Source organism: Cryptosporangium sp. NPDC048952 (genome assembly GCF_043197895.1).
Lineage (GTDB): Bacteria > Actinomycetota > Actinomycetes > Mycobacteriales > Cryptosporangiaceae > Cryptosporangium.
This window is the reverse complement of sequence record NZ_JBICTY010000009.1, coordinates 325,090-349,952: the sequence shown is the minus strand read 5'-3', so window position 1 is coordinate 349,952 and position 24,863 is coordinate 325,090. Positions and strand designations below refer to the sequence as shown.

Below are 24,863 nucleotides of genomic sequence, written 5' to 3'. Positions count from 1 at the left end.
CTCGGCTTTTCAGGCCACGAGGGCTCGGCGGGATGCCGGAGCAACAATCAGGGCGATTGCGGCGATCACCGACAGGGCGATCAGCGCGCCGACGACCCGCACCCAGGCGTCGCTGTCGCCGGTGATCATGAAGAACGCGACTGGAATCGCGCACAACTGGATGGCGACGGCGAGCCCGCGCCCGGCCAACCGGCGGTTCACGAGCAACCGGCCCGCGACGAACAGAGCCACCGCGGCCGCCAGCGGGCCCGCGATGATCCACGCGGCCCATTCGAGCTGGTCGGTACCGTTACGCACCAGCTGGACGATCTCGACGACAGCGAGAAGCGCGACCAGAGCGGCCTGGATCCAGAGAACGAGGACGCCTGCCCGGAGCGTCAGCGGGCCATCGCCGGCCGCGTCGTCCGGCCCGGCAGGGTTCGGGCGGTCTGTCACGGCTTCCAGCCTACCGACAAGTACAGTCGCCACCATGCGTGCACTTCTGGTGGTCAACCCCACTGCCACCACCACTGCGCCACGCACTCGCGAGGTGCTGGTCTCAGCCCTCTCCGCTCAGCTCGCGCTGGAGGTCGCGGAGACCACCCACCGCGGTCACGCGATCGAGCTGGGCACCCGGGCCACCCGGGAGAAGTTCGACGTCGTGGTGGCCCTGGGCGGTGACGGCACCGTGAACGAGGTCGTCAACGGCATGCTCGCCGACGGTACCGGCGACGACGTCCCGGCGCTGGGCGTGGTGCCCGGTGGGTCCGCCAACGTGTTCATCCGCGCGCTCGGCGCCCCGCGCGATGCCGTGGACGCCACGGGGTTGTTGCTGGAAGCCCTCCGAGAGGGCCGTCGGCGCACGATCGGGCTCGGCCGGGCCAACGACCGCTGGTTCATCTTCTGTGCGGGCTACGGGCTCGACGCGGCCGTTGTCGGGCGGGTCGAGAAAGCGCGCAGCCGCGGCCGCACCGCTACTCCCGGCTTGTACGTCCGATCGGCGGTCACCCAATATGCCGGCGGCCCCGAACGGCGCTCGACGAACGTCGAACTGAAAATTGAGACGCCCGACGTGCAGGAGGAGCCGACGGGTCGTTTCGCAGCGGTGATCGTGCAGAACTGTTCGCCGTGGACCTATTTGGGGCCACGACCGGTGAATCCCTGCCCGGAGGCATCGTTCGACGACGGCTTGGATTTGTTGGCGTTCCGCGCGCTACGGCTGCCCACCACGCTTCGCACCGTGTGGCAAGCCCTTTCGACGAAGCCGGATCCGCACGGCAGGCAAATTCTGCGTCGGCACGATCTGTCCGGCTTCGTGCTGCGTTCCGACCCTCCGCTGGCGGCCCAGGTGGACGGGGACTATCTGGGGGAACTGAGCGAGATGCGGTTCACTTCCGTGCCCGGTGCGTTGCGCGTTGTCGTCTGAGTCGGTCAATTCTCAGTGCTTCGACGGATGACCACTGTGCGCTTATTCGGATGACCGGACCGTGTTGTGCAAGCACACTGAACCCCGGACCTTAAAACTTCCTCGTGCGCGAACGTTTTAGGCGTTAAGAAGCGCGGAATCCCCCGCCTCATGAGCGTTCATGTCAGTGAGGGGCGTTACCGACAAGCAGGTTGAGTCGGCAACTCTCCTGCGGATCAAGGTCGACGACCGGCGTCCGCGACACTCGGTTCCGCACACGCCTCGTGTCGGTGCCAAGCGGCGCGGGAGCGGGCGGTGGCTGCGGAGCGTAACTCTGTCAGTAGCTTGAGCCTCATATGAGGGTGAAGTACACCGTTACTAGCGTATTGTCCGATCTAACCGCAGGTGAGTCGGCTCACGCACGGTTTAAATAAGGTTCACAACCCCTTGACATGGCCGTAGTTCGTGAAAGCATTCACAAGCAACACCACACATGAGCTTTTGAGTCCGCCGTCCGGCTCGGTGTGGGCAGGGACGGCGACCCAGATCAATACAAGGAGAGTTGGCATGGACTGGCGCCACCGCGCCCTCTGCCGCGACGAGGACCCCGAGCTGTTCTTCCCGATTGGGACGACCGGGCCGGCGCTGCTGCAGGTGGAAGAAGCGAAGGCTGTCTGCCGCCGCTGTTCGGTCACGGAGTCTTGTCTCGAGTGGGCGATCGAGTCGGGTCAGGACGCCGGCGTGTGGGGCGGAATGAGCGAGGACGAACGCCGGGCGCTCAAGCGCCGCAACCGGCAGCGCGCCCGCACCGCCTGAAACCTTCGCACGAGCCTGACCGGCCCCGGATCCCACGCGGATCCGGGGCCGTTCACGTTGAGGCAGTCGCTTGTCGAGCGCCGCCAGGCGCGAGCGCTTGAACCTGGAGCCCGTCCAGGGCGGCACTGACAGTCGAGCGCGAGACCGCCTCATATAACTGATACTCAAGGGCTCGCGCTCGCCTGTCAGTGTCGTTCTGGGCGGGCCACTCACCGAGAAGGGATGAGCGGCACGACCAGCACGGCTTCGGTGCCGCCCTCGGAGCGGGGGCGTAGCTCCAGCGTCCCGTTCAACTCGCCGGTGGCGAGCGTGCGGACGATCTGCAGGCCGAGCCGCTCCGAACCGTCGAGGCGGAAGTTCGTCGGCAGGCCCCGGCCGTCGTCGGTGATCCGCACGTGCAGCCGCCCCCGCCAGCGATGGGCGGCCACGATGACCTCGCCGGCCTCCCCCGGCCCGTACGCGTGTTCCACCGCGTTCTGCACGAGCTCGGTCGCCACGGTTACCAACGGTGTGGCGATCTGCGCCGACAACACGCCGAACGAGCCCACCCGACGCACGGTCACCTGGGACTCGGGCGCGGCCACGTCGGCCACCATCGAGATCACCCGGTCGACGATCGAGTCGAAGTCCACTGTCTCGTCCAGCGACGACGCGAGCGTCTCGTGCACCATCGCGATCGACGCGACCCGCCGCACCGACTCCTCCAGCGCCGCCTTCGCGTCCGACGTCGCGACCCGCCGCGCCTGCAGACGCAGCAGCGCCGCCACCGTCTGCAGGTTGTTCTTGACCCGGTGGTGGATCTCCCGGATCGTCGCGTCCTTCGTGACCAGCGCTTTGTCGCGACGCCGAACGTCGGTGACGTCCCGGACGAGCACCAGCGCACCGATCGGGACCCCGTCCGGCAGCAGTGGGAGCGCACGGATGAGCGCGGTCGCGCCCCGGGCCTCCACGTCGGTGCGGCCCTTCACCTCGCCGCGCACTGCCGACTGGATCCGGGAGCAGACCTCTCCCCCGTCCAACGGATCGGTGGCCAGCCCCCGCGTGAGCGTCGCGAGGTCCTCGCCCACGAGATCCCCCGCCAGACCGAGCCGCCGGTACGCCGACTGGGCGTTCGGGCTCGCGTACGTCACCACGCCCAGCGAGTTCAGCCGCACCAGCCCGTCGCCGACCCGGGGTGCCGACGCGGTCTTCTCCTCCACCGGCGGAGGCGGGAACGTCCCCCCGGCCACCATCAGGCAGAGGTCGTCGGCAGCCTGCAGGTAGCTGAGCTCCAGCTGGCTCGGCACCCGGGTGGCAGCCAGGTTCGTGACGCGGCCGACGACAGCGATCACCCGATCGCCGCGGCGGACCGGGATCGCCTCCTGGCGGGCCGGGACACCGTCGTGCCACACCGGGTCGCCCTCGCGCCAGATCCGGCGCTCGATCATCGCGGTGGTCAGCTGGTCCACGACCGAGCCGGTGGCCATCTTGCCCACCATGTCGTCGTGGTAGGCGGTCGGTGCGGTCGTCGGACGCACCTGCGCAGCGCAGAGGAAGCCGCTCTCCGCGACCGGTAGCCACAGCAGCAGGTCGGCGAAGCTCAGGTCGGCCAGCAGTTGCCAGTCACCGGCCAGGCGGTGGAGGTGCTCGAGGTCTTCGCCGGAAAGCGACGTGTGTTCCTCGACGAGATCCCGAAGTGTTGACACCCCCCGATTCTGCACGTCCGAGTTCTCATCCTTCGAACGGGTGATTCCGAGTACTTACACCCTCACGCTCCGTGCCGCCGCCCGTACGTTTGTGCCAAGTTTTCGATCGAAGGAGGGTGCGGTGCATGTCCGGAGCACCGTGATGGATCCCTTGCAGCGTCTGCGTGACGCTTATTCGGTGCGGACCGTCTCGGGTCACACGCGGCGGCTGCAGCCCCGGTCCGCGAACGGCGACGGTCTGGTCGACCTCGCCGGCAGCGACTACCTCGGGCTGTCCGTCGACGAGCGGGTGGTGTCCGCGGCGGCCGCGTCCGCGCTCACCTGGGGTGCGGGCTCGACCGGGTCGCGCCTGGTCACCGGCACCACGGTGCTGCACGCGGACCTGGAGACCGCGCTCGCCCGCTTCTGCGGTGCGGCCGACGCCCTGGTCTTCTCCTCGGGTTACCTGGCCAACCTCGGCACGGTGGCCGCGCTCGGCGGCCCGGACGTGCTGCTGGTGTCCGATGCGGTCAACCACTCGTCGCTGGTGGACGCCTGCCGCCTGGCCCGCTCACGGGTGACCGTCACGCCGCACCGCGACGTCTCCGCAGTGGAACGGGCACTGGCCGAGCGTCCCGAGGAGCACGCGGTCGCCGTCACCGACGCACTGTTCGGTGTCGACGGTGACCTGGCCCCCCTGTCGGAGCTGCACGCCGTGTGTCGGCGCTACGGCGCGCTGCTCGTCGTGAACGAGGCCCACGCGCTGGGCGTCATCGGCGATCGGGGGCGGGGCGCCGGGTACGCGGCCGGGCTGGCCGGCGAGCCGGACGTCGTCCGCACGCTGACGCTGGCGAACTCGCTCGGGTCGCAGGGTGGTGCGGTGCTCGGGGAGCCGGAGGTGATCCAGGAGCTGATCGACCGCGGCGGACCGTTCGCGTTCGACAGCGGCCTGGCCCCGGCGTCGACGGCCGCGGCGCTCACCGCGCTGCGGATCCTGTCGTCCACTCCGGAGCTGGTCGCGGCCGTGCGGGCGCGGGCGAGCGAGCTCGCGTGGGCGGCGCGGTCGGCAGGCCTGTCGGTGACCCGCCCCGACGGGGCGGTGCTGACCGTGCGGGTCGGCGCCGCGCAGTCGGCGCTGCGCGCCCGGACGGTGTTCGCCGACTTCGGGCTCGACGTGGCCTGCCTCCGGCCGCCCACTGTTCCCGAAGGCCGCGCCTGTCTGCGCCTCACCGCCAAAGCCACTCTCTCCGACGCCGACGTGGCCCAGGCCGCCCGAGCCTTCACCGCCGTAGCCCGATCGCTACGCGCCGCACCGCGCCACTAGCGTAAATGTCTGAACCAGGAGCCCGGCCAGGGCGGCCCGCCCCCTAAACGAGTTGTTTGCGGGAGAGGAAGCTGAAGGCGAGCCAGCCGGGGAGCACGGGAAGCCAGAAGGTGAGCAGGCGGAAGAGAAGGACGGCGGAGATGGCGGTCGCGCCGTCGAGGCCGCCGGCGGTCAGGCCGGCCGACAGGACGGCTTCGACGGCGCCGAGACCACCGGGCGTGGGGGCGGCCGAGCCGAGCGCCGTGCCGGCGAGCACGACCACCGCGACGACCGACCACGACAGCGATCCACCGAAACCCTCGATGCACGCGCTCATCACGAGCACGGTGGCCACCGACTGCAGGATCGTTCCGAAGATGCCCGCGCCGAGCCGCGCCGGGCGGGTGAACACGCTCGCCAGCCGAGGCGTGATCTGCGCGAGGTATGGCCGTAGCCGCGCCAGCAGGAAACGCCGACCGAACGGCACCATGAACACCGCAGCGACCAGCGCCATGATGACGCCGAGCGTGATCAATGCGCTGTCGGGCACCTCGAGCGAGCGCGCCTGGTCGTTCCCGGCGATCAAACCGACGACGATCAGCAGCAGGACCGTGGCCGCGACGGTGCCGATCTGCCAGATCGCCACCGCAGCCACTGCGGCGGCCGCCGGCACGCCCGCCTGCTGCAGGTAGCGGACGTTGAGCGCAGCGCCGCCCACACCGGCCGGAGCCACGAGCCCCAGGAACGACGACGCGATCTGGACGAGGAACGTCCGCGCGAACTTGAGCTTTTCCGCGACGAATCCGGTGAGCGCGACCGCCGCCCCGACGAACCGGACCGCGCCGAGCAGGATCGCGACCGCCAGCCAACGCCAGTCCGCGTCGGTGATGACCGCGACCAGATCCAGGCCCGCGATTTGGTCCAGCAGGACGTAGGCCGCCGCGGTCAGCGCGACGACCGAGATGATCGTGCGCGGGCGCAGTCGCTCCAGCCGGACGGGCTCCGGCGGCACCGTGCCGATGACGTCGAGCACCCGGTCGCGCAGGGTGTCGAGCAGCTTCTTGTCCCGGCGGAGCGCCTGACGGCTGGTGCGGCCGAGCGCGACCGGCTGCAGCGCCGACACGGCCTCGGCCAGGCGACCGGTGCCCAGAGCGCGCAACGCGCTGTCGACGGCACGGTCCACGCCGACCTTCAGCGCGAGCGTCACCAGCAACTGCGCCAGGTCGATCCGGAGCGCGGCCACGGGCGCGGCGATCAGGCCCGCGCCGCTCGAGAACCGGAGCCCGGCGCCGCCGTCCGGTGGGAACACGATGCTCTGTCCTGCCAGCCCGCGATGCGCGATCGCCCGCCGGTGCAGCAGCAGTACCTGCTCCCAGACGGCGTCCAGCCGTCCGTCGTCCAGATCGTCGAGCGGGATCTCGTCGAGCGTCGGACCGGGGACGTCCTCGTAGGCGAGGACGACAGCATCGGGTTCGACGGGCACCGCGGCCACCATCGCCTGGGTGCGGGCGCCGGCCGCCGCCATGGCGGCGCTGATCAACGCCTCGTGCTCGACCGCGCGGCGCAGCGAGACCAGCGCCTTGCGCGCGGCCGGCTCCCGGAAGCGGACCGTTCGCCAGACCGCCTGCAGAACACCCGCACCCTCGTGGTCGCGGTCGAGAACGTGGACGACGAGAGCCCGGCCGCCGGTGTCGACCGCGTCGAAGTACACCGGATCCTCGGTGTCGAGGTGCCGGGGTCGCAGCGAAACCAACTCCACACCGGCCCGGCGCAGCTCCGCCACCACGGCACGCGGGCTCGGGCGCGACGGGTTGGTACCGGCCGCCCACCGCACGAACATGCCGACGACGCGGCCGATCAGCAGCGAGATCGCCACCGCGACCGCAGTGGCGCCGAGCGTGACCTGCGCAAGTGCGAAAAGACTGAAAACAACGCCACCGAGGACGCGCAGCCGCGGCTGCCGCCCGATCTGGGCCACCGTGGCGATCGCCGCCACCCCGGCGCTGAAGCCGGTGATGCCCGGGTCAGCCGCCTGGGCCGCGGTGAGCGAGGCGGCGAGCGCGTCGGCGTTGGCGAGCTGGCGGAGCACCGACTGGAGCGCGGCGACCCAGGCCAGGCAGGCGAGGAACGCCAGCGTTCCGTCGGCGAGGATCCGGAACCGGCGCCGGACCAGCAGGTCGACGACGATCACCGCGGGCAGGGCGAGCATGAGCAGGCCCGAGCCGGTCGTGATCAGCAGGCCGAGCGCCGTCGGCAGCGGCGCCGTGGCGCCCGTGATGTCCTTGTCGATGCCGGCGACGGTGTTCGTGGTGAACGCGCCGATGAGCATGGCGACCGCGAGGCCCACCACGGAGACGAGGAGGCGGACGAGGTCCAAGGGGCGGTGGACGCGGCGTGGGGGCTCCGGGGCCTCGATGACCGGAGTGGGAGGTGTGGCCACCTCAGCCTCTGACCTCCCCGACGTCGTCATGGCAAGGATGGTGTCATCCGCCGTCGAGGCTGTGGTTCGGGCCCTCGTCCGTCACCACTTTGAACACCGCAAATCACGTCTGCCCGAATAGCCCCACAGGTGACTTCGAATCCACGGTAAAAGCCGTTTGCGACAATAGATTTGCTAACTCTGGCTTGCTGACCGCCATTTGCCCCGCGCTGAATTGCTTCCTGCGAGTGTCGCCATGCATCTTGCACGCCGACGGTCCCTCGCCCATAATTTGGTAGAACGGGTGATGGGCAGCCCGTTGGAGGGGTTGAGTGCCATGAACACTCTCTGGGTACGACGAAGGCTTCACCGGGCTAGACGAGCCTTTCAGGCGCGGACCGATCTCCACCCGACACTTCGCTTCCGACGCGAAACCGTCTGGGTCGTCAGTGAGTTCCCGTCCTGTTCCGCCGCACGAGCGCACCGCAGGCCCGCCGGGCTCGCCACGCTTTCCGCAGGGTGGGGCGATCTGGCAGGCAAGACCGCGGAGCCGACACCACTGGACACCGTCGCCTTACTCCGCCGAGTGGACCCCCCGCGGATCCCGCGCCGCACCGAGATCTCCTGGTCGGCGCTGGAGGAGTCACTCGGCACCCGGCTTCCCGCCGACTACCGCGGGTTGATCGACGACCGCGGTCCAGGAGTCGTGGCCGACGTCGTCATCTACGGTCCCGGCGATGCGGGGGGCACGCTGGACCTCATCGGATGGCTCGACGGCATCCAACGCCTGGTCGCGTCCCTGCGCACCATCACCTGCGACCACTTCCCTCCGCCCTTCTATCCCGAAGTCGGCGGAATCCTTCCCTGGGGCTTGCTCCACGGCCGGCACATCGTCGGCTGGGCAGTGACGTCCGACGATCCCGACACCTGGCCGGTGGTCGTGCTGAACAGCGAGTTCGACGGCCTGACGCTCCACCAGGTGACCGCGACGTCCTATCTACTCGCCCGGTTGCCGGGCCCGGAGGTGCAACAAATCCCGATCGGCTGACCGGGGCAGTCGCCGCCCCGGTCAGCTCTCTCGGCCCACGGGGCCGGGCCGAGAAAAGGCTGTTCCCTCTGCGCAACCTCGTACTGCGCAGAGGGAACAGTCGTGTGTGGTGCAGTGAGCCGCTCAGGTGCTCAGCGGCTCGGTGGGTCGAAGCGCCCCTCCTTCGCTCCATGAGCGAAGTCGAGCCACACCGACGTGGGAAAGGCTAAGACCACCCCACCCGGAACCTGTTTGGAGTCACGCATCCGAACGTCGCCCTCGGTAAATGCAACCTCGACGCAGTTACCGATCGCACTTCTCACCGACTTCCGGAATACGCCATCCCTCTTCGCCACGCCCGGCTCCCTTCAGCCCGGCTCGGACGTGCGGCTCGCGCTTTATGGCCGGCACCGCACGCCGAGATCTCCCCGGCTCCACCAGTATGCAGAGACGGGAGACAAAGTGGGAGAGGTATCAGGTAGTACTTCCCTAACTACCAACCTTCACAACTTCACCTTTTAGCCCAGGCGCCCATCTTGGCATCAGCCAAGAAATCGCCCCAGACAGGAACTGAAAATGCCAAAATGACCCCGTCACGGTCCTTGGTGTCACGCACACCAATCACACCGTTCACGGGCGCAGTGGTTACCTCTACGCAGTTTCCGAGGTTGCTGGCGCTGCTCTTTCGCCACGCCACGTTCTCGAACCCCACCACAGTCTCCATGTCGACCGAACCTATTCGCTCGCTAAATTCCGGAAGTTGACAACGCGAAACAACGACGCAGAACTCGTGCCTGCTCGACAGCACCGGTCCGACCAACGCGCATTGCCGCCGAGCGGAAACCGACGGGGGTCCTTATCTGTTTCCGCGCGACGAGTCGTACTGGAACAAGATGGAGACTCCGGTAAGGTCTTACCCAAGAACTACGTCGGGCAGCGCGTACTGGTTCGACGGCTACCCGAACTCGTACTTGAGGATGAGCTTCAGCAAGCGGAGATCGTCCGCGTGAACAACGAGTCGAGCCGGAGACCCCTCGTGGGGGAATCACCGGCCGACAGGCGGCCACAATGACTTACCCTCCTCGCCCACAGGCACGTAGACGCCCGCATGCTACTGCATACTGCTCCTTGCACCGAGCATATTGCACACGTTGTACGGAGGAAGGGTAGAGCATGCCTACTTGAGGTGACACCCCGGGCCTGGTGTGGAAGTTTTCGTCACGCGACGTGCTCAAGCGTGACGGCCTGCGCGGTGGGCCTCAGTACCCGGCGCGAATCTCCTCAAGGAAGTGCTCGGTGGCGTCCCGCCCCAGAGCCTCTTGCTGAACTCCGTCGAACACCCGGTTGAAATACCGGATATTGTCCTCATCACTGAGCAAGGCGCCGACAGTGAACGTCTCCACCCAAACGACATCCGAATCATCCGGATGCGGGAGTTCGAGGACCGTAAAAGCACCATTCATACCTGGGTGCAGGCCACTGGCGAACGGCAAGATGCGGATCGTGACGTTGGACCTCTGAGAGAGAACCAGAAGCTTCTCGATCTGTTCCCGCATCACCTGCTTCCGTTTCGTGCCTCCCGCCGGCCGACGCAACGCCGCTTCGTCGATGACCGCCGTGAATTTCACTGGATCGTCCCCGCGGGTTAGAAGCTCCTGCCGAGCGAGCCGCAACTTCACGACCTCGTCGATATCCGCATCCTTGGTAAGGATCGCGCGCATGAGCGCACGGGTGTACTCCTCTGTCTGCAGCAAGCCGGGGACGATCGAGGGCTCGTAGGTGAGGATCTGTTCAGCTTCGGCCTCGAATCCGACGAAGGCCTTGAAGCTGTCGACCGGGGTTCGGTCATTGAAGTCCATCCACCACGCGCGCTCGCGGGACTCCTTCCCCAATTCGAGGAGGCCACTGCGGCGACCGGCGTCCGTGATCTCATAGACGTCCAGTAGTGCACGGAGGTCGACCAAGCCCACTTTGATCGTGGTGGTCTCAATACGACTCACTTTGGATGGAGACCAGTCGAGTTCCTTGGCTACTTGCTCGACGGTCATGCCCTTGCTGTCCCGGAGAGCTCGCAGCTCCTGACCGAGGCGGCGACGACGCACGGTTGGGCTGGTCCGAGGCATGGCTGCACTCCTGCTTGTTCGAGTCGAACTACTAGATCGTATCGCCTTTGCCGTTTTTTGTACCAACCAAAGTCGACCAGTCGCAGCCGTCTCGTTATCGAGCTCACGTGACTAGAGGGCGGTCGGAAGAACTTTGCCGTCGTAGGGTGGCGAATCGTGGGCATTGTTGCCGTTAGTGGGACCGCTTCTGGAGCGGGAAAGACTGTTACTGCCGCGGCGATCGCTGCGCTCGGGTTGGCACGTGGGCTCAGTGTCGCCGTCGTGAAGCTCGCGCAGATCGGTCTGCCTCGCGACCTGGAGGAGATCGAGCGGCTCGCGCCCGGTACAGCCACCTACGAGTACGCCCGGTACGCCGACGTGCTCTCCCCCGCGGCCGCGGCCCGCTACGCCGGGGATCGTTCGCTGCACCTCCCCGCGGTCGCGAAGAGCGTCGCCGCGCTGGACGCCGAATTCGACCTAGTGCTCGTCGAGGGAACCGGAAGTCTGCTGGAGCGGTTCGGCACGGACGGCTGGACGCTGGCCGAGCTCGCCTGGGCCCTTCAGGCCCCAGCGCTCGTCGTCACCGGCACCGACCGCGACGCACCCGGTCACACCGCGCTCGTCGCGGAGTCGCTCAGGATGCGCGGTGTCCAACTCGCCGGCGTCGTGATCGGTTCCTGGCCGAAGGATCCCGACCTCGTCGCCCGCTGCAACGTCGCCGACCTCGAAGCCGTCACCGGCCGGCCGCTCGCCGGCGTCCTACCCGCCGACGCCGCCGACGTCCTCCCCGCCGACGCTACCGGCGCCTATGGCGCCCGGAAGCGCACCTGGCGCGACACGAGTCGGCCGCAGCACGGTGAGTTCCTCGCGATCGCGCGCGAGTCGCTCGACGTCGCCTGGGGCGGCCACTTCGACGCCGCCGCGTTTCGCGACAGCGCCGACCCCACCCCCGCTGGGACATCAATCACCGGTTGAGGGGAGTTCTCCCAACTTTGTGACGGTCAGTACTGCACTGAGCCAGTCAACAGGCGGCGCCGCTCTGGTACACAAGCGTTGTGACAACGTCGTCCCACCCGCCGCCCGTCGGCGTGATCACCATCCGTACGGCCCTGCCGGCCGAGTACGCGGCGATCGGTGAGCTCACGTACGACGCCTACGCGGCTGACGGCCTGCTGGCCAACGATTCCGGTTACGCCGAGGAGCTCCGCGACGCCGAGCACCGGGCGACCCACTGCGACCTCCTCGTCGCGGTCGACGAACAGGGCCGATTGCTCGGCACGGTGACGTTCTGTCTTCCCGGCTCACCGTTCGCCGAGCTATCCCGCGAGGGCCAGGCGGAGTTCCGCATGCTGGCGGTGGCCCCCGAGGCCCGAGGCCGCGGAGTTGCCGCCCGCCTCGTCCGGGAGTGCCTGGAACTCGCCGTGCGGCACAAAGCCCGGAGCGTCGTCCTGTCCACCAAGCCGCAGATGCGAAGCGCACAGCGACTCTACGACCGGTTCGGATTCGTCCGGGTGCCGCAGCTCGACTGGGCGCCGATGCCCGGCATGCAGCTGCTTGCCTACCGCAAGTCGTTGTAGTCGCGGCCCCCGTGAAATGCTGGGGGTTCGACTACGGAAGGAGGCCGACATGGCTCGGCGCGCTCGCAAGAAGAAGGCCCGCAAGAACAAGAAGGCGAACCACGGTCGCCGTCCGAACAGCTAGACAAAATGAACGCCCCCGCCAGTTGAACTGGCGGGGGCGTTGTCATGCAGAGCTCAGGCTTCGCGCCGAACCTCGATCGTCGTCTCCTCGTAGACGGTCCGCGTGCCGTCCTCGGTGACGACCGCCTCGCGAATCGTCGTGATCAGCCGCTTGCGCAGACCGTCAGGCGCGACCTCGCCGCCGCAGCAGCGCGCCACCAGCGCCTTGACCTCCTGCTCGATGCCGTACTCGCGCAGGCACGGCCCGCACTCGTCGAGGTGCTCGGCGATCTTCTCGCGGCTCTGCGAGCCGTCCTCGGCGTCCAGGTACAGCCAGACCTCGGCCAGCACCTCGGAGCAGTCGACCTCGTGCGGTCCACCACAGCTCACGACGACACCCCCTCGGGCGCGGCGCGGACGATTCCCCGGTCCAGCGCGTACTGCTCCAGCTGCCGACGCAGGTTACGACGCCCGCGGTGCAGCCGCGACATCACGGTGCCGATCGGCGTCCCCATGATGTCGGCGATTTCCTTGTAAGAGAAACCCTCGACGTCCGCGAGATAAACCGCGAGACGGAACTCCTCCGGCAGCGCCTGCAGCGCGTCCTTCACGTCGGAGTCGGGAAGCCGGTCGAGCGCCTCCACCTCGGCCGAACGCAGGCCGGACGAGGAGTGCGACTCCGCGGCCGCCAACTGCCAGTCCTCGATCTGCTCGGTCGGGCTCTGCTGCGGCTGCCGCTGACGCTTGCGGTAGTTGTTGATGAAGGTGTTCGTGAGGATGCGGTAGAGCCACGCCTTGAGGTTCGTGCCCTCTTGGAACTGGTGGAACGCCGCATACGCCTTGACGAACGCCTCTTGGACGAGGTCCTCGGCGTCGGCCGGGTTCCGCGTCATGCGCAGAGCGGCCGCGTACAACTGGTCGAGGAACGGCAGGGCATCCCGCTCGAACCGGGCATTACGCTCAGCCACCGTCTCTTCGGACCTAGCCGGCGCAGCCTCGACGGCAGCGTCGGTACCAGGCTGAGTGTCGACGCTGGCGGCGTCGTCAGGCTGGGGGGCTGTGGGCAAGTCTTCTCCCGGATGGATGGGCGTCGGGACCGAACCCGACCGGAGCACCGAAGCTGGGCTCGTCATAGAGGATAGGCCGATCACGCCCCCCGTGCCGTAACCCGCATCACCGCTGACGGTAACGAGGCCGTCCAGCTTCGGCGACCCGAATACCACCGCCTTCGGGTCGGAAACGTCCCCCAGCACCCAAGTCGGCGCCGAGCGCTCCATCGATGCCAGCCCTGCTGGCTTACTCAGCTCTTCCCACACGAGTCCCACAACACGGCCGTCCCGCGAAATGTTCCGCCGTCTACGATCCCGCCATGGCAGGCCGAGGAACTCCCGCAACGCAGGCGCTGAGCAAGGCACGCGCCGAATTCATCGTGCACGAGTACACGCACGACCCCGCCGCCGGCTCCTACGGCCTGGAAGCCGCGGAGGCACTCGGCGTCGCGCCGGAGCGGGTGTTCAAGACGCTCGTCGCGCAGATCGACGGCGCACTGCACGTCGCAGTGGTTCCGGTCGTCGGTGAGTTGGACCTGAAGGCGCTGGCCGCGGCCGTCGGCAAGAAGAAGGCGACGATGGCCGATCCGACGCTCGCCGAGCGGACCACCGGCTACGTCCGCGGCGGCATCAGCCCGCTGGGCCAGCGCAAGCGCCTCCCCACGGTGATCGACGAGAGCGCGGCCTCGTTCGACACCGTCTTCGTCTCGGCCGGTCGCCGCGGCCTGGAGGTGGAGGTCTCCCCCGCCGACCTGACCCGTCTCACCGCCGCGACGGTGGCCCCGATCGCCGCCGGTTGAGCGGTCCCGTTCGGGCGCGCTGGGGCCCGGTCTAATGGGACCGCTTCACCGCGCCCAACTGCTCGCGCGTAGCCACGCCAGCATGTGCGCCGCCGCCGTTCCCGCCACCTTTTTGAGGCTGTGGTCCGCGCCGGCGAGCACGTGCAACGTCATCCGGCCGACGATCGGCGGGACGCCGAACGGGTCGCGGTCACCGTTGAGCACCAGCGTGGGCAGGTCGAGAGGCAACTCGTCGACCCGTGACCGCTCCGGCTTGCCCGGCGGATGCGTGGGGAACGCCAACGCGACCACCCCTACCGCGCCGAGCTCCGCCGCGGTGCGGCACGCGACGCGCGCACCGCTGGAGCGGCCTCCGACCACCAGCGGAAGGCTCGACGGAAGCAGGAACCGCACCGCGTCCACCCAGGCTTCGTCGAGGTGGTTGGCCGGTGCCGGCGCCCGACGTCCGGCCACCCGGTAGGGCTGCGTCACCCGCACCACCGTCACGCCGAACGGCACGACGGCGGCGGTGACCGCCTCCAGGTCCGGAGCATCGACGTTTCCCCCGGCGCCGTGACCGAGCACGAGAAGCGATCGGGGCTCACCCAGGGGCGGGTCGACGCGGAGTCGAGCCGGTCCCCGCCGGGTCGGGACGTCCTGGAGGAGCCCCCCGGCGGGCTCCTCTGACGTCAGCTCTCCCGGTGAACGCTGTCCGCCCGTTCCGCCCGGGCGCGTGCGTTCGTGAACGATGTCGGTGCGCCTGCCACTCCGGTGCGATTCCGCCATGCGACCAGCATGGCGCGCCGTTCCCGGGGCGTCGTACCGCCCCAGACACCTTCGCAGTCACCGGCGTTCAGCGCGGCCGCGAGGCAGTCCGCCTGCACATCACAGGAATGGCAGAAACTGAGCGCCGGGTCCGCCGGTTCGGTGGGAAGTGGGAAGAACGTCTCCGGGTCGACGGTGCGGCAGCGTCCGCGTGTGCGCCATGTCGGGTCGGCGGGGCGTGCAGCCCTCGCCGCCAGCAACCGGGGATCGCGGCTCGCCGCGAGCACCTCGTGTGGCCTCGGCAGCCTGGCCCGAGTCACGTGTCTGCTCTCCTTCCTGCACGGGGTACGTGCCCTGTACCGGTGTCCCCGTGACAAGCGCGCAACCCCCGGAGGAAGCGCCGGTGTCTCCACCGAATGCCACGGGCCGAACTCGCTACGTCACAGACAACGAGGCGACCCGAGGGGCGTTACGGGGTTTCGCCAACCCGGTCAGAACAACGTGTCGAGAGACACCGGTTCGACCGGTTCGACCCGCTCCCGGAGTTGCGGGCCGGTGTTGCGCACGTTGCCGACGGCGGAGCCGACCGGCCGGAGCTCCATGCCGGCGAGCAGATCCTCGGACGGTGGCGCCAGGAGGTCGTCGGGCACCATCTCCGACTCCCCCAGCCAGGCGGCCCACCGGTCCCGCGACAGCTGCAGGGGCATGCGGTCGTGCACCGACGCCAGTGGGCCGAGCGCCTCGGTGGTGACGATCGAGCAGGTGGCCACTTTGTCGTCACCTTTGCCCCACACCTCCCACAGCCCGGCGAACACGCACAGGCCGCCGTCGGCGCGGGTGAGGTACCAGGCCTGCTTTCCCGGCCCGTCGGCCCGGGGCGACCACTCGTACCAGCCGTCGGCAGGCACCAGGCACCGCCGCCGGGCGAACGCCGAGCGGAACGCCGGCTTGCTGGCCACGGACTCGGCGCGGGCGTTCATCATGCGCGCACCGCCCGACAGATCGGCCGCCCACGACGGCACCAGGCCCCAACGCAGCGAATCGACCACCCGCCCACCCTGGGACCGCGAAACCCGGACCACTGGCACGTCGGTGGTGGGCGCCACGTTGTAGTCGGGCCGCAACGGCTCGTCGAACGCGGTACCGACCGCATCGAACTCCGCGACCAGATCGTCCGCGCTCCGGCTGGAGGCATACCTACCGCACATGCCAGCCACGTTACTGAGCCCCACCGACACTTCCGGCAGACTGACAACCATGCAGAAGCTGCTCGATCCCTGGCCCGCACCCCGCGCGACGGGGCCCGTCGTCGGCACCGTCACGATGCCCGGGTCGAAGTCCGTGACGAACCGCGCGTTGATCCTCGCCGCGCTCGCGTCCGGGCCGTCGACGCTGCGCGCCCCGCTGCGCAGCCGCGACAGCCAGCTGATGGTCGACGCGCTGCGGGCGCTCGGCGTCGAGGTGGTGGACGACGGCGCCTGGCACGTCACCCCGACCCCGTTCCGCGGCCCGGCCACCGTCGACTGCGGTCTGGCCGGAACCGTCATGCGGTTCCTCCCGCCGGCCGCGGTGCTCGCCGACGGCGAGGTGACGCTCGACGGTGACCCGCGGGCCCGCGAACGGCCGATGGGCCGGCTGATCGAGGCCCTGCGCGGCCTCGGCGCCGAGATCGCGGACGACGACCGGGCCGCACTGCCGTTCACAGTGGCCGGCACCGGCTCCCTGCCCGGCGGCAGCGTGACGATCGACGCGTCCGCGTCCTCGCAGTTCGTCTCCGGACTGCTGCTCTCGGGCGCGCGCTACGACAAGGGCGTGGTCGTGCACCACGACGGGAAACCGGTCCCGAGCCTCCCCCACATCGACATGACCGTGGCGATGCTCCGCGACGCCGGCGTCACCGTCGACGACAGCGAGCCGAACACGTGGCGGGTCGAGCCGGGCCCGATCGCGCCCCTCGACCTCGACATCGAACCCGACCTCTCCAACGCCGCACCGTTCCTGGCCGCGGCGCTCGCGACCGGCGGCAGCGTCACGGTGACCGGCTGGCCGGCCCGCACCACGCAGCCCGGCGACGCGCTGCGCGACCTCTTCACCCAGATGGGCGCCCGGGTCACGCTTGACGACCGCGGGCTCACCGTCGCCGCGGGTGATCGTCTGGTCGGCCTCGACGCCGACCTGCACGACGTCGGCGAGCTGACGCCGGTGCTCGCCGCGGTCGCCGCACTCGCCGAGACCCCGTCCCGGCTGCGTGGCGTCGCCCACCTGCGCGGGCACGAGACCGACCGCCTGGCCGCACTGGCCACCGAGCTCAACAACCTCGGCGGAGCCGTCACCGAGACCGACGACGGTCTGGCCATCGAGCCGCGGCCGCTGCACGGCGGCGTCTTCGGCAGCTACGACGACCACCGCATGGCACAGGCCGGTGTACTCATCGGACTCGCCGTCGACGGGGTGGCAGTGCAGAACGTCGCGACGACCGGGAAGACGATGCCCACGTTCACGACCGTGTGGACCGAACTGGCGAGTTCCCGCTGAGCCCCCGCCGCGAGCTCGACGAGGACGACATCCGGGTCCGGCCCGGACGGCGTGGCTCGCGGCCGCGCACTCGCACCCGGCCGAGCCACTCCGACGCGCAGGAAGCCATGGTCATCGGCGTCGACCGGGGCCGGTACACGTGTTGGCTCGACGAACAGGCCGTGATCGCGATGCGCGCCCGCGAACTGGGCCGCAAGTCCGTCGTGGTCGGTGACCGCGTCGCGCTGGTCGGCGACGTGACCGGTGGCCCGGACGCGCTGGCCCGCATCGTCCGGATCGAGGAGCGTCGCAGCGTGCTGCGGCGCACCGCCGACGACGACGACCCCTACGAGCGGGTGATCGTCGCGAACGCCGACCAGCTGGTGGTCGTCACCTCGCTGGTGGATCCGCCTCCCCGCACCGGGTTCGTCGACCGCTGCCTGGTTGCGGCGCTCGACGCCGGCGTCGAACCGCTGCTCTGTCTGACCAAAGCGGACCTCGCGCCCGAGGGGGCGGCCGAGAAGTTCCGGCAGCACTGGGCGGCGCTCGACCTGCCGGTCGTCACCACGCGCCGGGACGCCGAGCCGGTCGAGCTCGAGGAGCGGCTGACCGGCCGCCTGTCGGTGCTGTTCGGGCACTCGGGGGTCGGTAAGTCCACGCTGGTCAACCGCCTGGTCCCGGACGCCGAACGCGCCACCGGCGGGGTCAGCGCCGTCGGCAAGGGGCGGCACACGTCCACGTCCGCGGTGGCGCTGGCGCTACCCGCCGGTGGCTGGGTCATCGACACCCCCGGTGTCCGCTCGTTCGGGCTCGCGCACGTGTCCCCGGCCAGCCTGCTGGCCGGCTTCACCGATCTGGCCGACGGTGCCGACGAGTGTCCGCCCGGGTGCGAACATCGATCGGCCGAGGAAGGGTGCGCGCTGGACGAATGGGTGGCAGCGGGGCACGCGTCACCGGAACGCCTCGCGTCTTACCGCTCTCTGCTCGCGAGTCGAGGAGATTTTGTCTCCTAATAACGTGGCGAAAAGACACTGGTAAGAACGGTGTCGACCACTGTCGGAATCGATTTCCCGCGCTATCCGACGACCGGCCGATCTGTCCCCCTCCACCCGGTTCTAATGTCGCCGTGCGCCGTGCAACCTAATTCCTCGCGGCGGTACAGTGCGGCCGCGGGGGATCGTCGTGGTCGGCCCCGTACGCGCGGAGCCACCCAGAACTAGGGACACTAAATTGGGATTCTTTTCCCGTAAAAACCCCTTCGCGATGGCGGACGTTTCCGAGCACGTCGTCGTTGCCCGGTTCCGCCTCGAAGAGGGCCCGAGCGGCACGGCCACCAACCTGCACAACGTCTACGCGCTGGAAGAGCAGCTGACGTCGGCGATCCAGACGGCCGGTGCCGGTGAGTTCGAACCACCGCAGTTCGGCCAGGACGAGGTCGGCCACAACGAGCTGGTGCTGTCGGCCTACGGCCCCGACGCCAACCGCCTGTTCGCCGCGATGGAACCGGCTCTCCGCTCGTTCCCGCCGCGGCCCGCGTCGGTGTTGCTGCGGTACGGCGCGTACGACGACCCGAACGCGGCGGAACAGCTGGTCCGGCTCTGACCGGTAGCCTCCACTCCATGTCCCGCTACTACGACGATCTGGCGTTCGCCCACGTCCTTGCCGACACCGCGGACGGGATCACCACCTCGCGCTTCAAAGCGCAGGACCTCCAGGTGTCGTCGAAACCGGACATGACCCCGGTCACCGATGCCGACACCGCCGTCGAGCAGGCACTGCGCTCGACGCTCAACCGGGCCCGCCCGCGCGACGGGATCATCGGCGAGGAGTTCGGAGAGGTACCGGGCCACGGCGTCCGGCGGTGGGTGATCGATCCGATCGACGGGACCAAGAACTTCGTCCGGGGCGTACCGGTCTGGGCGACGCTGATCGCGCTGCTGGAGAACGACGAGCCGGTCGCCGGCATGGTGTCGGCCCCTGCGCTGGGCCGCCGCTGGTGGGCCGCGAAGGGCTGCGGCGCCTACGCGGGACGACGCCCCACCGGCGGTTCACCGATCCGCGTCTCGGCGGTGGGCGACCTCGCCGACGCGTCGCTGTCGTACTCGTCGCTCTCGGGCTGGGAGGAGCGCGGCGCGCTGGGTGACTTCGTCGATCTCACCCGATCGGTTTGGCGCACCCGTGCCTACGGGGACTTCTACAGCTATGTACTGCTGGCGGAGGGCGCGGTCGATGTCGCGTGCGAACCCGAGGTCTCGCTCTGGGACCTCGCCGCACTCGCCGCGATCGTCTCCGAGGCCGGCGGTAGGTTCACCGATCTGTCCGGGACGCCCGGACCCGCCGGTGGAAGTGCGGTAGCGACGAACGGTCTGCTGCACGAATCCGTATTGAAGATCATCGGCGCCGACATGGGCGTGGTTTAGCAATTCGATCAGCGCAGGTACGCGGCTCACCCTCCGAACGGCTGGTGCGCAAGCCTCAGCGCGCGACTGGTGAGGTGGGGGCTTATCCTCGCAGGAGTGTCCTTCGGATGGGTTTTCCTGGGCGCTTCGGTGGCCGCCTACGGCGTGGCGAACTTCCTGCAGTCGGTCGCCGCGGCTCGCGTCTCCGTGCACTCGAAACTCGATCCCGGGCTGTTGCTGAAGCTGGCGAGCCACCGCACCTACGTTGCCGGTCTGCTCTGCCAGTTCCTCGCGTTCGGTTTCGCGTTCTTCGCCCGGCGTGACCTCCCGCTCTTCCTCGTCCAGACGGCGGTCGCCGCCGGTCTCGGCGTCACGGTGCTGCTGGGCGTCGCATTCTTGAAGTGGCGGCATCCGGCCGCCGAGGTCGCGCTGCTCGGGACGCTCGTCTTCGGGCTCGCCGCGCTGATCATCTCCGCGGAGGTCAGCCAGTCCAGGCCACTCAACGGGGCCGAGATCTGCGCGCTGGCGCTCAGCGTGCCGATCGTCGGTGTGCTGGGCCGGGCCGCTGTCGGGTTGCACGGTGCACCCGGTTCGGTCGCACTGGGCGCGCTGTCCGGGCTGTCGTTCGGCGCGGTGGCGATCGCCTCGCGTCCGCTGGCCGGCGCGCACTCCCTGAGCGCCTTCGTGACCGATCCCCTGCTCTACATCCTGCTGGCGCACACCGTGGTCGGGCAGCTGCTGCTCGGCCTGGCGATGCAGCGGGGCTCCACCACCGCTGCCGTCGCCTCGATGGACGCCGCTGCCGCGATCCCGCCCGCACTCGTCGGCCTGCTCCTGCTGGGCGACCGCATCGCGCCGGGACGCGAGTGGCTCGCCGGCATCGGCTTCGTGGCCGCGCTCGGTTCGGTGCTGCTGCTGACGCGGTACGCGGAGCCGCAGCACCACGTCCGCGAGCGGTTCGAGGAGAAGGACCGCAAGCGCTGCGCCAAGCCGAAGGCAGCGGCCACGGCCGCCCGGGTGCGGCGCGCCTCAGCTCGGTAGTTCGTACCGCAGCTGATGGCGGTCGCCGGGCAGCACGGTGCGGGTCAGGCGCACCGGCCGCTCCACGCTCCAGCCGGTGCGGACGTGCTCGATGACCGGCACCCCGACGCCGATCTCCAGGAGCCGTGACTCCTCCGGGTCGGGCATCCGGGTGAGGATCTCGTCGGTGTAGCGCACCTGGCGGTGTCCGAGCGCCGCGAGCAGCGGCACGACGCTGGGCACGATCTCGTGCGGGTCGAGCACCGGGGTGTCCTTGACCAGCGCCAACGGGTAGTACGACTCGGAGAGGTGCGACGGCGCACCATCCAGGTGACGCACCCGGCGACGCACGACGAGCCGCTCGTCGGCCGGGACCTCCAGCCGCGTCGCCCACTCCGGCCCCGCGGCCACGATCGACACCTCGATCTCCTGCGACGGCACCCGGCCGTTGCGGTGCGCCTGGTCGGCGAAGCTGTCGGGGCCACGGAAGCGGGCCGCTCCGAGGTCGTCCTCCACCCGGTGCGTGAGCACGAACTGCTCACGGCGACGGACGGTGCGGCCGGCCCGGGCCCGGCCGGACGAGATCAGTCCCTCGTTCGCGAGCGCCAGCAGCGCCATCCGGACGGTGTTGCGCGAGCAGTGGTACGTCGCCGCGAGGTCCTTCTCGGTGGGCACCTGAGCGCCGGGCGGAAGCTCCCGCCGTTGGATCCGTGCCCGGAGGTCGTTGGCGATCACCTGGTACTGCGGCTGGTCGTATCGGCTCTGGTCGGCTGCCATGGCCGCCTCCACCCTTGACCCCGAGCTTCTGGCAAGGCAAGCTAAATGTAGGTACCTTAATACTCTATCGTCAGACCGATAGGGACTATAGCTCAACACTAGCGCGACGTGAGGCGCCACCTCTACCAACTACCCGAACAGCCCCGAACGGGGGACGTCATGATGCACGGCCGGTTCCACCCCGACGAGATCACCGCTGCTGCACGACTGCGGGTCATCCCCGTGGATCTGCCGGACCTGGTCCCTCCGCGGGGGGTCCCTACGCGGGGGGTCGCGGCACCCCACCCCGCCGACCGCCGACCCGTCGTCGCGGACGATCACGACGATCGATCGAACCTCTTCGACCGGCTCGAAGCCCGGCTCGCCGCCGGCCTCCGTCGGCGCCGGGGACAGCCCGACACCTGGTACACCCGAGCCGCCTGACTCAGCCCAGCGGGCCGCTGCGATCCCACTCGGGCATCCGCATGCGCAGGTCCAGGTCCAGGTTGCGCACCTCGTCACCGCAGTGACGACAGACGTAGAGGCCGTCCAGGGCCTCGCCGCAGCTGTGGCCGATCGCCGCCGGGGGTTCCCCGGCCAGCCAGCGGTCGCCCCAGCTGCGCAGCGCGTCCATCACGGTGGACAGGTCTCGCCCGGCAGGCGTGAGGTGGTATTCGAACCGCGGCGGCCGCTCCGAGTACTGCTGCCGCTCCACCACCCCGGCCGCCTCCAGCCCACGCAGCCGCGCGGCCAACCGGTCGCGTGGCGCGCCGGTGTTCCGGGCGATCTCGTCGAAGCGGTGGTTGCCCCAGAAGATCTCGCGGACCGCCAGTAGCGCCCACTTCTCGCCGACCAGCGAAAGCGTGGCCGCCATCGAGCACGGCCGCCCCGGAAGCGTCGTGGCGTCGAAATCCAACACGTCGTCACTCACGGGCCAAGGTTGCCATGTCAAACCGACAGCGGCCACCGAACGACAGGGAACCACGGTGGAGTCGGGCGATCACGCACCGTCCTGTGGCAGGCTTGCTGTCGCCCATCCGCTTGTTCCACCTCCGCCGCTCGGGAGGATCCGTGCCCGAACTCCGTGACCCGTACCCCGCCCTGGCCCGCCATGCCTGGCAGGTCCTCGAGGTCGTCCACATTCTGAGCTACTTCGCCCCGGAGACCCGGCAGGCGACCGACGAGCTCGGACTCAAGGGTTACTGGATGGGGTACTTCGGCTGCCGCGCCGCTCCGCTGGGTGCGGTGTCCGCGGCCACCGTCACCGCGACGTTCCACAACTTCCACCCGGGCATGGTGCAGCGCGCGGTGCCCGACGTCTGGAAGTACGCCACGCCGGAGCAGCTGATCGACGCGCGCCTCGTGGGCGTCGACCGGGCGCTGCGCCGGCTCCTCGGCGACGACATCGGCAAGGACCCGAATGTCCGCAGGGCCACTGACCTCGCTCTGGAGGCCGTCGCCACAGTGCGCGGCCCCGAGGTGTCCGGTCGGCCGCTCGCGGCCGCCAACGCCGCGCTCACCGTGCCCGACGAGCCACACCTGGCGCTCTGGCACGCGCTGACCGTGCTCCGCGAGCACCGCGGCGACGGCCACGTGGCGCTGCTGGTCGCCGGTGAGATCGGCCCGGTCGAGGCGCACATCCTCTCGATCGCCTCCGGCCGGTCGTCGGCGGAGCTGCTGCGCACCGCCCGCAAGTGGTCGGACGAGGACTGGGACGCCGGCGTGGAGAGCTTGGTCTCGCGCAACTGGCTGCGCGAGGACTGGACGCTCACCCCGCAGGGCGTCGCGGCGCGCGAGACGCTCGAGGACGACACCGACCGGCTGGCGTCCGGCCCGTACCGGACCCTGGGCCGGGAGGCGACCACCGAGCTCACGGAGTTGCTCACACCGCTCGCGACGACGATCGTGGCCGCTGGGGTGCTTCCGTTCCCCAACCCGGTCGGCGTTCCGGCCCCCGGGAACGACTGAACCGAGGAGCCGACATGGGCCTGTTCGACAAAGCCAAGGACTTCGTCGACAAGCACGACACACAGGTCGACAAGGGCCTGGACAAACTCGGCGACATTGTCGACGAGCGCACTGGCCACAAACACAGCGGAAATATTGATAAAGCAGTCGACGCCGCGCAGAAGTACACCGGCGACGGGGACACAACGAAGGCGAGATAGCCCTTCTCGGGAGGGGCACAGGTAACACGGTGTCCCTCCCGGCTTGTGGACCGGCCGATAATGGCGAACACTCGATGAGGTGATCGAGGAGACGATCGAGCTCCGGCTCGACGAGTCCGGCCTGGCAGTCGACCTTCCTGCTCCGGCGCACCCGAACGACCGCGTTGAGGGGGTGCCGTACCGTCCGGTCCAATTCCGCGACGACGACCTCCCCACCGCGCTCGAGCGCGCAGCCGGCTGGCTACGGGAGGCAGAAACCTGGTTGGCAGAACCGTTGGACGTCATCGCCATCCATTTGGACTACGACGATGCGGAGGGGGTTCCCTACTACGAAGTCAAGTTGCTCTGCAACGAAGAGGACCTGGCGGGAGCACCTTTGGCAGTCCGTAAACGCGCAGACGAACCCAGCCGCTGAGGGGCTGAACCGCGTAGCGCGTGCTACGGTTACCGCCGTTGCAGTCTTTGGTTCGCATGAAAAGAGCGCCTGGGGTTGTGACCAGGCGCTCTTTTGTTTGTTCTGGCCTCCTTTGGAGCTGGGCGAGCACGACCGCGACACGGGACCCACGAAGTGTGGGTTCGACAAGGCCCGCCAGAGGGAGAACGTGCATGGCTACCGGCACCGTCAAGTGGTTCAACGCCGAAAAGGGTTACGGCTTCATCGCGCCGGACGGTGGAGGCCCCGATGTCTTCGCCCACTACTCAGCGATTCAGACCCAGGGTTACAAGGAGCTGGCTGACGGCCAGCAGGTCGAGTTCGACGTGACCCAGGGCCAGAAGGGCCCGCAGGCGGCCAACATCCGCCCGCTCTGACCTTTCACAGCATCCGCTGACCGAGGGCGGAGGCCAGCATCCCAATGCCGGCCTCCGCTTTTTTTGTGGGCGGCCCGTCCAGAACGACGCTGCCGAGCGGGCGGCAGGACTTGAGTATTACTTATACGCGGCGTCCTGCCGCCCGATCGGCAGCGTCGCCCTGGACAGGCTCCAGGTTCAAACAAAAAAAGCGGCCCGGGACGAGATAT

31 protein-coding genes are annotated in these 24,863 nt (G+C 69.2%); 18 read left to right on the top strand and 13 right to left on the bottom strand.

Annotated elements, in window-relative coordinates:
- Window positions 1-9 precede the first annotated feature (9 nt).
- Entirely contained in the window at window positions 10-435 is a 426-nt protein-coding gene (locus ACGFY5_RS41310) for a hypothetical protein (RefSeq protein ID WP_392729842.1), read from the bottom strand.
- Window positions 436-469: 34 nt separating this feature from the next.
- Here ACGFY5_RS41310 and ACGFY5_RS41305 point away from each other — a divergent pair, with 34 nt between their 5' ends.
- Complete coding sequence (locus ACGFY5_RS41305) at window positions 470-1,405, top strand: diacylglycerol/lipid kinase family protein (protein ID WP_392729841.1); 936 nt, start codon at window positions 470-472, stop codon at window positions 1,403-1,405.
- A gap of 546 nt (window positions 1,406-1,951) precedes the next feature.
- Entirely contained in the window at window positions 1,952-2,200 is a 249-nt protein-coding gene (locus ACGFY5_RS41300; RefSeq protein WP_344654509.1) for a WhiB family transcriptional regulator, read from the top strand.
- A gap of 209 nt (window positions 2,201-2,409) precedes the next feature.
- Here the strand turns inward: ACGFY5_RS41300 and ACGFY5_RS41295 are convergent, their stop codons facing one another.
- The gene (locus tag ACGFY5_RS41295; RefSeq protein WP_392729838.1) at window positions 2,410-3,885 is read right to left on the bottom strand and encodes a sensor histidine kinase; all 1,476 of its coding nucleotides are present in this window, start codon (window positions 3,883-3,885) and stop codon (window positions 2,410-2,412) included.
- Window positions 3,886-4,006: 121 nt separating this feature from the next.
- Here ACGFY5_RS41295 and ACGFY5_RS41290 point away from each other — a divergent pair, with 121 nt between their 5' ends.
- A complete protein-coding gene (locus tag ACGFY5_RS41290) occupies window positions 4,007-5,188 on the top strand; it encodes an aminotransferase class I/II-fold pyridoxal phosphate-dependent enzyme (RefSeq protein WP_392729836.1) in 1,182 nt (393 codons plus the stop codon).
- Window positions 5,189-5,231: 43 nt separating this feature from the next.
- Here the strand turns inward: ACGFY5_RS41290 and ACGFY5_RS41285 are convergent, their stop codons facing one another.
- Window positions 5,232-7,637, bottom strand: coding sequence for a flippase-like domain-containing protein (locus ACGFY5_RS41285; RefSeq protein WP_392729835.1), 2,406 nt, complete (start codon window positions 7,635-7,637; stop codon window positions 5,232-5,234).
- Window positions 7,638-8,172: 535 nt separating this feature from the next.
- Between ACGFY5_RS41285 and ACGFY5_RS41280 the strand changes: the two genes are divergently transcribed.
- Complete coding sequence (locus ACGFY5_RS41280) at window positions 8,173-8,634, top strand: hypothetical protein (RefSeq protein ID WP_392729832.1); 462 nt, start codon at window positions 8,173-8,175, stop codon at window positions 8,632-8,634.
- Between the two features lie 131 nt (window positions 8,635-8,765).
- On the opposite strand, the gene ACGFY5_RS41275 is transcribed toward ACGFY5_RS41280, so the two are convergent.
- From ACGFY5_RS41275 to ACGFY5_RS41265, 3 genes are all read right to left on the bottom strand, one after another.
- On the bottom strand, window positions 8,766-8,936 hold the full coding sequence (locus tag ACGFY5_RS41275; RefSeq protein ID WP_392730058.1) for a DUF397 domain-containing protein: 171 nt from the start codon (window positions 8,934-8,936) through the stop codon (window positions 8,766-8,768).
- Between the two features lie 188 nt (window positions 8,937-9,124).
- The gene (locus ACGFY5_RS41270) at window positions 9,125-9,337 is read right to left on the bottom strand and encodes a DUF397 domain-containing protein (protein WP_392729829.1); all 213 of its coding nucleotides are present in this window, start codon (window positions 9,335-9,337) and stop codon (window positions 9,125-9,127) included.
- Window positions 9,338-9,872: 535 nt separating this feature from the next.
- Window positions 9,873-10,736: a helix-turn-helix domain-containing protein gene (locus ACGFY5_RS41265; protein ID WP_392729826.1), complete on the bottom strand. Its 864-nt coding sequence runs from the start codon at window positions 10,734-10,736 to the stop codon at window positions 9,873-9,875.
- Between the two features lie 156 nt (window positions 10,737-10,892).
- Here ACGFY5_RS41265 and bioD point away from each other — a divergent pair, with 156 nt between their 5' ends.
- The 3 genes from bioD to ACGFY5_RS41250 all read left to right on the top strand — a co-directional run bounded on the left by bioD (window position 10,893) and on the right by ACGFY5_RS41250 (window position 12,416).
- Window positions 10,893-11,690, top strand: a complete 798-nt coding sequence (gene bioD, locus ACGFY5_RS41260; protein WP_392729824.1) for an ATP-dependent dethiobiotin synthetase BioD — start codon at window positions 10,893-10,895, stop codon at window positions 11,688-11,690.
- Between the two features lie 80 nt (window positions 11,691-11,770).
- The gene (locus ACGFY5_RS41255) at window positions 11,771-12,292 is read left to right on the top strand and encodes a GNAT family N-acetyltransferase (protein WP_392729821.1); all 522 of its coding nucleotides are present in this window, start codon (window positions 11,771-11,773) and stop codon (window positions 12,290-12,292) included.
- Window positions 12,293-12,308: 16 nt separating this feature from the next.
- On the top strand, window positions 12,309-12,416 hold the full coding sequence (locus ACGFY5_RS41250; protein ID WP_392729820.1) for a 50S ribosomal protein bL37: 108 nt from the start codon (window positions 12,309-12,311) through the stop codon (window positions 12,414-12,416).
- A gap of 53 nt (window positions 12,417-12,469) precedes the next feature.
- On the opposite strand, the gene rsrA is transcribed toward ACGFY5_RS41250, so the two are convergent.
- On the bottom strand, window positions 12,470-12,784 hold the full coding sequence (gene rsrA / locus ACGFY5_RS41245) for a mycothiol system anti-sigma-R factor (RefSeq protein WP_392729818.1): 315 nt from the start codon (window positions 12,782-12,784) through the stop codon (window positions 12,470-12,472).
- A complete protein-coding gene (locus ACGFY5_RS41240) occupies window positions 12,781-13,527 on the bottom strand; it encodes a sigma-70 family RNA polymerase sigma factor (protein ID WP_392730057.1) in 747 nt (248 codons plus the stop codon). The genes rsrA and ACGFY5_RS41240 overlap by 4 nt, the downstream gene beginning before the upstream one ends.
- A gap of 236 nt (window positions 13,528-13,763) precedes the next feature.
- On the opposite strand from ACGFY5_RS41240, the gene ybaK reads away from it, so the two are divergent.
- Complete coding sequence (gene ybaK / locus ACGFY5_RS41235) at window positions 13,764-14,243, top strand: Cys-tRNA(Pro) deacylase (RefSeq protein ID WP_392729815.1); 480 nt, start codon at window positions 13,764-13,766, stop codon at window positions 14,241-14,243.
- A gap of 45 nt (window positions 14,244-14,288) precedes the next feature.
- Here the strand turns inward: ybaK and ACGFY5_RS41230 are convergent, their stop codons facing one another.
- From ACGFY5_RS41230 to ACGFY5_RS41220, 3 genes are all read right to left on the bottom strand, one after another.
- Window positions 14,289-15,008: an alpha/beta family hydrolase gene (locus ACGFY5_RS41230; RefSeq protein ID WP_392729812.1), complete on the bottom strand. Its 720-nt coding sequence runs from the start codon at window positions 15,006-15,008 to the stop codon at window positions 14,289-14,291.
- On the bottom strand, window positions 14,912-15,307 hold the full coding sequence (locus tag ACGFY5_RS41225; RefSeq protein WP_392729810.1) for a WhiB family transcriptional regulator: 396 nt from the start codon (window positions 15,305-15,307) through the stop codon (window positions 14,912-14,914). The genes ACGFY5_RS41230 and ACGFY5_RS41225 overlap by 97 nt, the downstream gene beginning before the upstream one ends.
- 171 nt (window positions 15,308-15,478) lie before the next feature.
- Window positions 15,479-16,195, bottom strand: coding sequence for an SOS response-associated peptidase (locus ACGFY5_RS41220; RefSeq protein ID WP_392729809.1), 717 nt, complete (start codon window positions 16,193-16,195; stop codon window positions 15,479-15,481).
- A gap of 49 nt (window positions 16,196-16,244) precedes the next feature.
- Here ACGFY5_RS41220 and aroA point away from each other — a divergent pair, with 49 nt between their 5' ends.
- The 5 genes from aroA to ACGFY5_RS41195 all read left to right on the top strand — a co-directional run bounded on the left by aroA (window position 16,245) and on the right by ACGFY5_RS41195 (window position 20,941).
- Entirely contained in the window at window positions 16,245-17,522 is a 1,278-nt protein-coding gene (aroA, locus tag ACGFY5_RS41215) for a 3-phosphoshikimate 1-carboxyvinyltransferase (protein ID WP_392729807.1), read from the top strand.
- Window positions 17,495-18,514 (top strand): ribosome small subunit-dependent GTPase A, encoded by a 1,020-nt coding sequence (gene rsgA / locus ACGFY5_RS41210; RefSeq protein ID WP_392729805.1) that lies wholly within the window; start codon window positions 17,495-17,497, stop codon window positions 18,512-18,514. The genes aroA and rsgA overlap by 28 nt, the downstream gene beginning before the upstream one ends.
- A 250-nt stretch (window positions 18,515-18,764) precedes the next feature.
- Window positions 18,765-19,103 (top strand): hypothetical protein, encoded by a 339-nt coding sequence (locus ACGFY5_RS41205; protein WP_392729803.1) that lies wholly within the window; start codon window positions 18,765-18,767, stop codon window positions 19,101-19,103.
- A gap of 17 nt (window positions 19,104-19,120) precedes the next feature.
- Window positions 19,121-19,921 (top strand): histidinol-phosphatase, encoded by an 801-nt coding sequence (hisN, locus tag ACGFY5_RS41200; protein WP_392729800.1) that lies wholly within the window; start codon window positions 19,121-19,123, stop codon window positions 19,919-19,921.
- A gap of 96 nt (window positions 19,922-20,017) precedes the next feature.
- Entirely contained in the window at window positions 20,018-20,941 is a 924-nt protein-coding gene (locus ACGFY5_RS41195; protein WP_392729797.1) for a hypothetical protein, read from the top strand.
- Here ACGFY5_RS41195 and ACGFY5_RS41190 read toward each other — a convergent pair.
- Entirely contained in the window at window positions 20,930-21,697 is a 768-nt protein-coding gene (locus ACGFY5_RS41190; protein ID WP_392729795.1) for a GntR family transcriptional regulator, read from the bottom strand. The genes ACGFY5_RS41195 and ACGFY5_RS41190 overlap by 12 nt on opposite strands.
- Window positions 21,698-21,805: 108 nt before the next feature.
- Here ACGFY5_RS41190 and ACGFY5_RS41185 point away from each other — a divergent pair, with 108 nt between their 5' ends.
- Window positions 21,806-22,120, top strand: a complete 315-nt coding sequence (locus ACGFY5_RS41185; RefSeq protein WP_392729793.1) for a hypothetical protein — start codon at window positions 21,806-21,808, stop codon at window positions 22,118-22,120.
- 1 nt (window position 22,121) lies between these two features.
- On the opposite strand, the gene ACGFY5_RS41180 is transcribed toward ACGFY5_RS41185, so the two are convergent.
- On the bottom strand, window positions 22,122-22,607 hold the full coding sequence (locus ACGFY5_RS41180) for a winged helix-turn-helix transcriptional regulator (protein ID WP_392729791.1): 486 nt from the start codon (window positions 22,605-22,607) through the stop codon (window positions 22,122-22,124).
- A gap of 140 nt (window positions 22,608-22,747) precedes the next feature.
- Between ACGFY5_RS41180 and ACGFY5_RS41175 the strand changes: the two genes are divergently transcribed.
- The 4 genes from ACGFY5_RS41175 to ACGFY5_RS41160 all read left to right on the top strand — a co-directional run bounded on the left by ACGFY5_RS41175 (window position 22,748) and on the right by ACGFY5_RS41160 (window position 24,654).
- On the top strand, window positions 22,748-23,644 hold the full coding sequence (locus tag ACGFY5_RS41175; RefSeq protein WP_392729788.1) for a hypothetical protein: 897 nt from the start codon (window positions 22,748-22,750) through the stop codon (window positions 23,642-23,644).
- Between the two features lie 14 nt (window positions 23,645-23,658).
- Window positions 23,659-23,844: an antitoxin gene (locus ACGFY5_RS41170; RefSeq protein WP_392729785.1), complete on the top strand. Its 186-nt coding sequence runs from the start codon at window positions 23,659-23,661 to the stop codon at window positions 23,842-23,844.
- A gap of 79 nt (window positions 23,845-23,923) precedes the next feature.
- On the top strand, window positions 23,924-24,259 hold the full coding sequence (locus ACGFY5_RS41165; RefSeq protein ID WP_392729783.1) for a hypothetical protein: 336 nt from the start codon (window positions 23,924-23,926) through the stop codon (window positions 24,257-24,259).
- A gap of 191 nt (window positions 24,260-24,450) precedes the next feature.
- Complete coding sequence (locus tag ACGFY5_RS41160; RefSeq protein ID WP_392729780.1) at window positions 24,451-24,654, top strand: cold-shock protein; 204 nt, start codon at window positions 24,451-24,453, stop codon at window positions 24,652-24,654.
- Window positions 24,655-24,863: the final 209 nt, after the last annotated feature.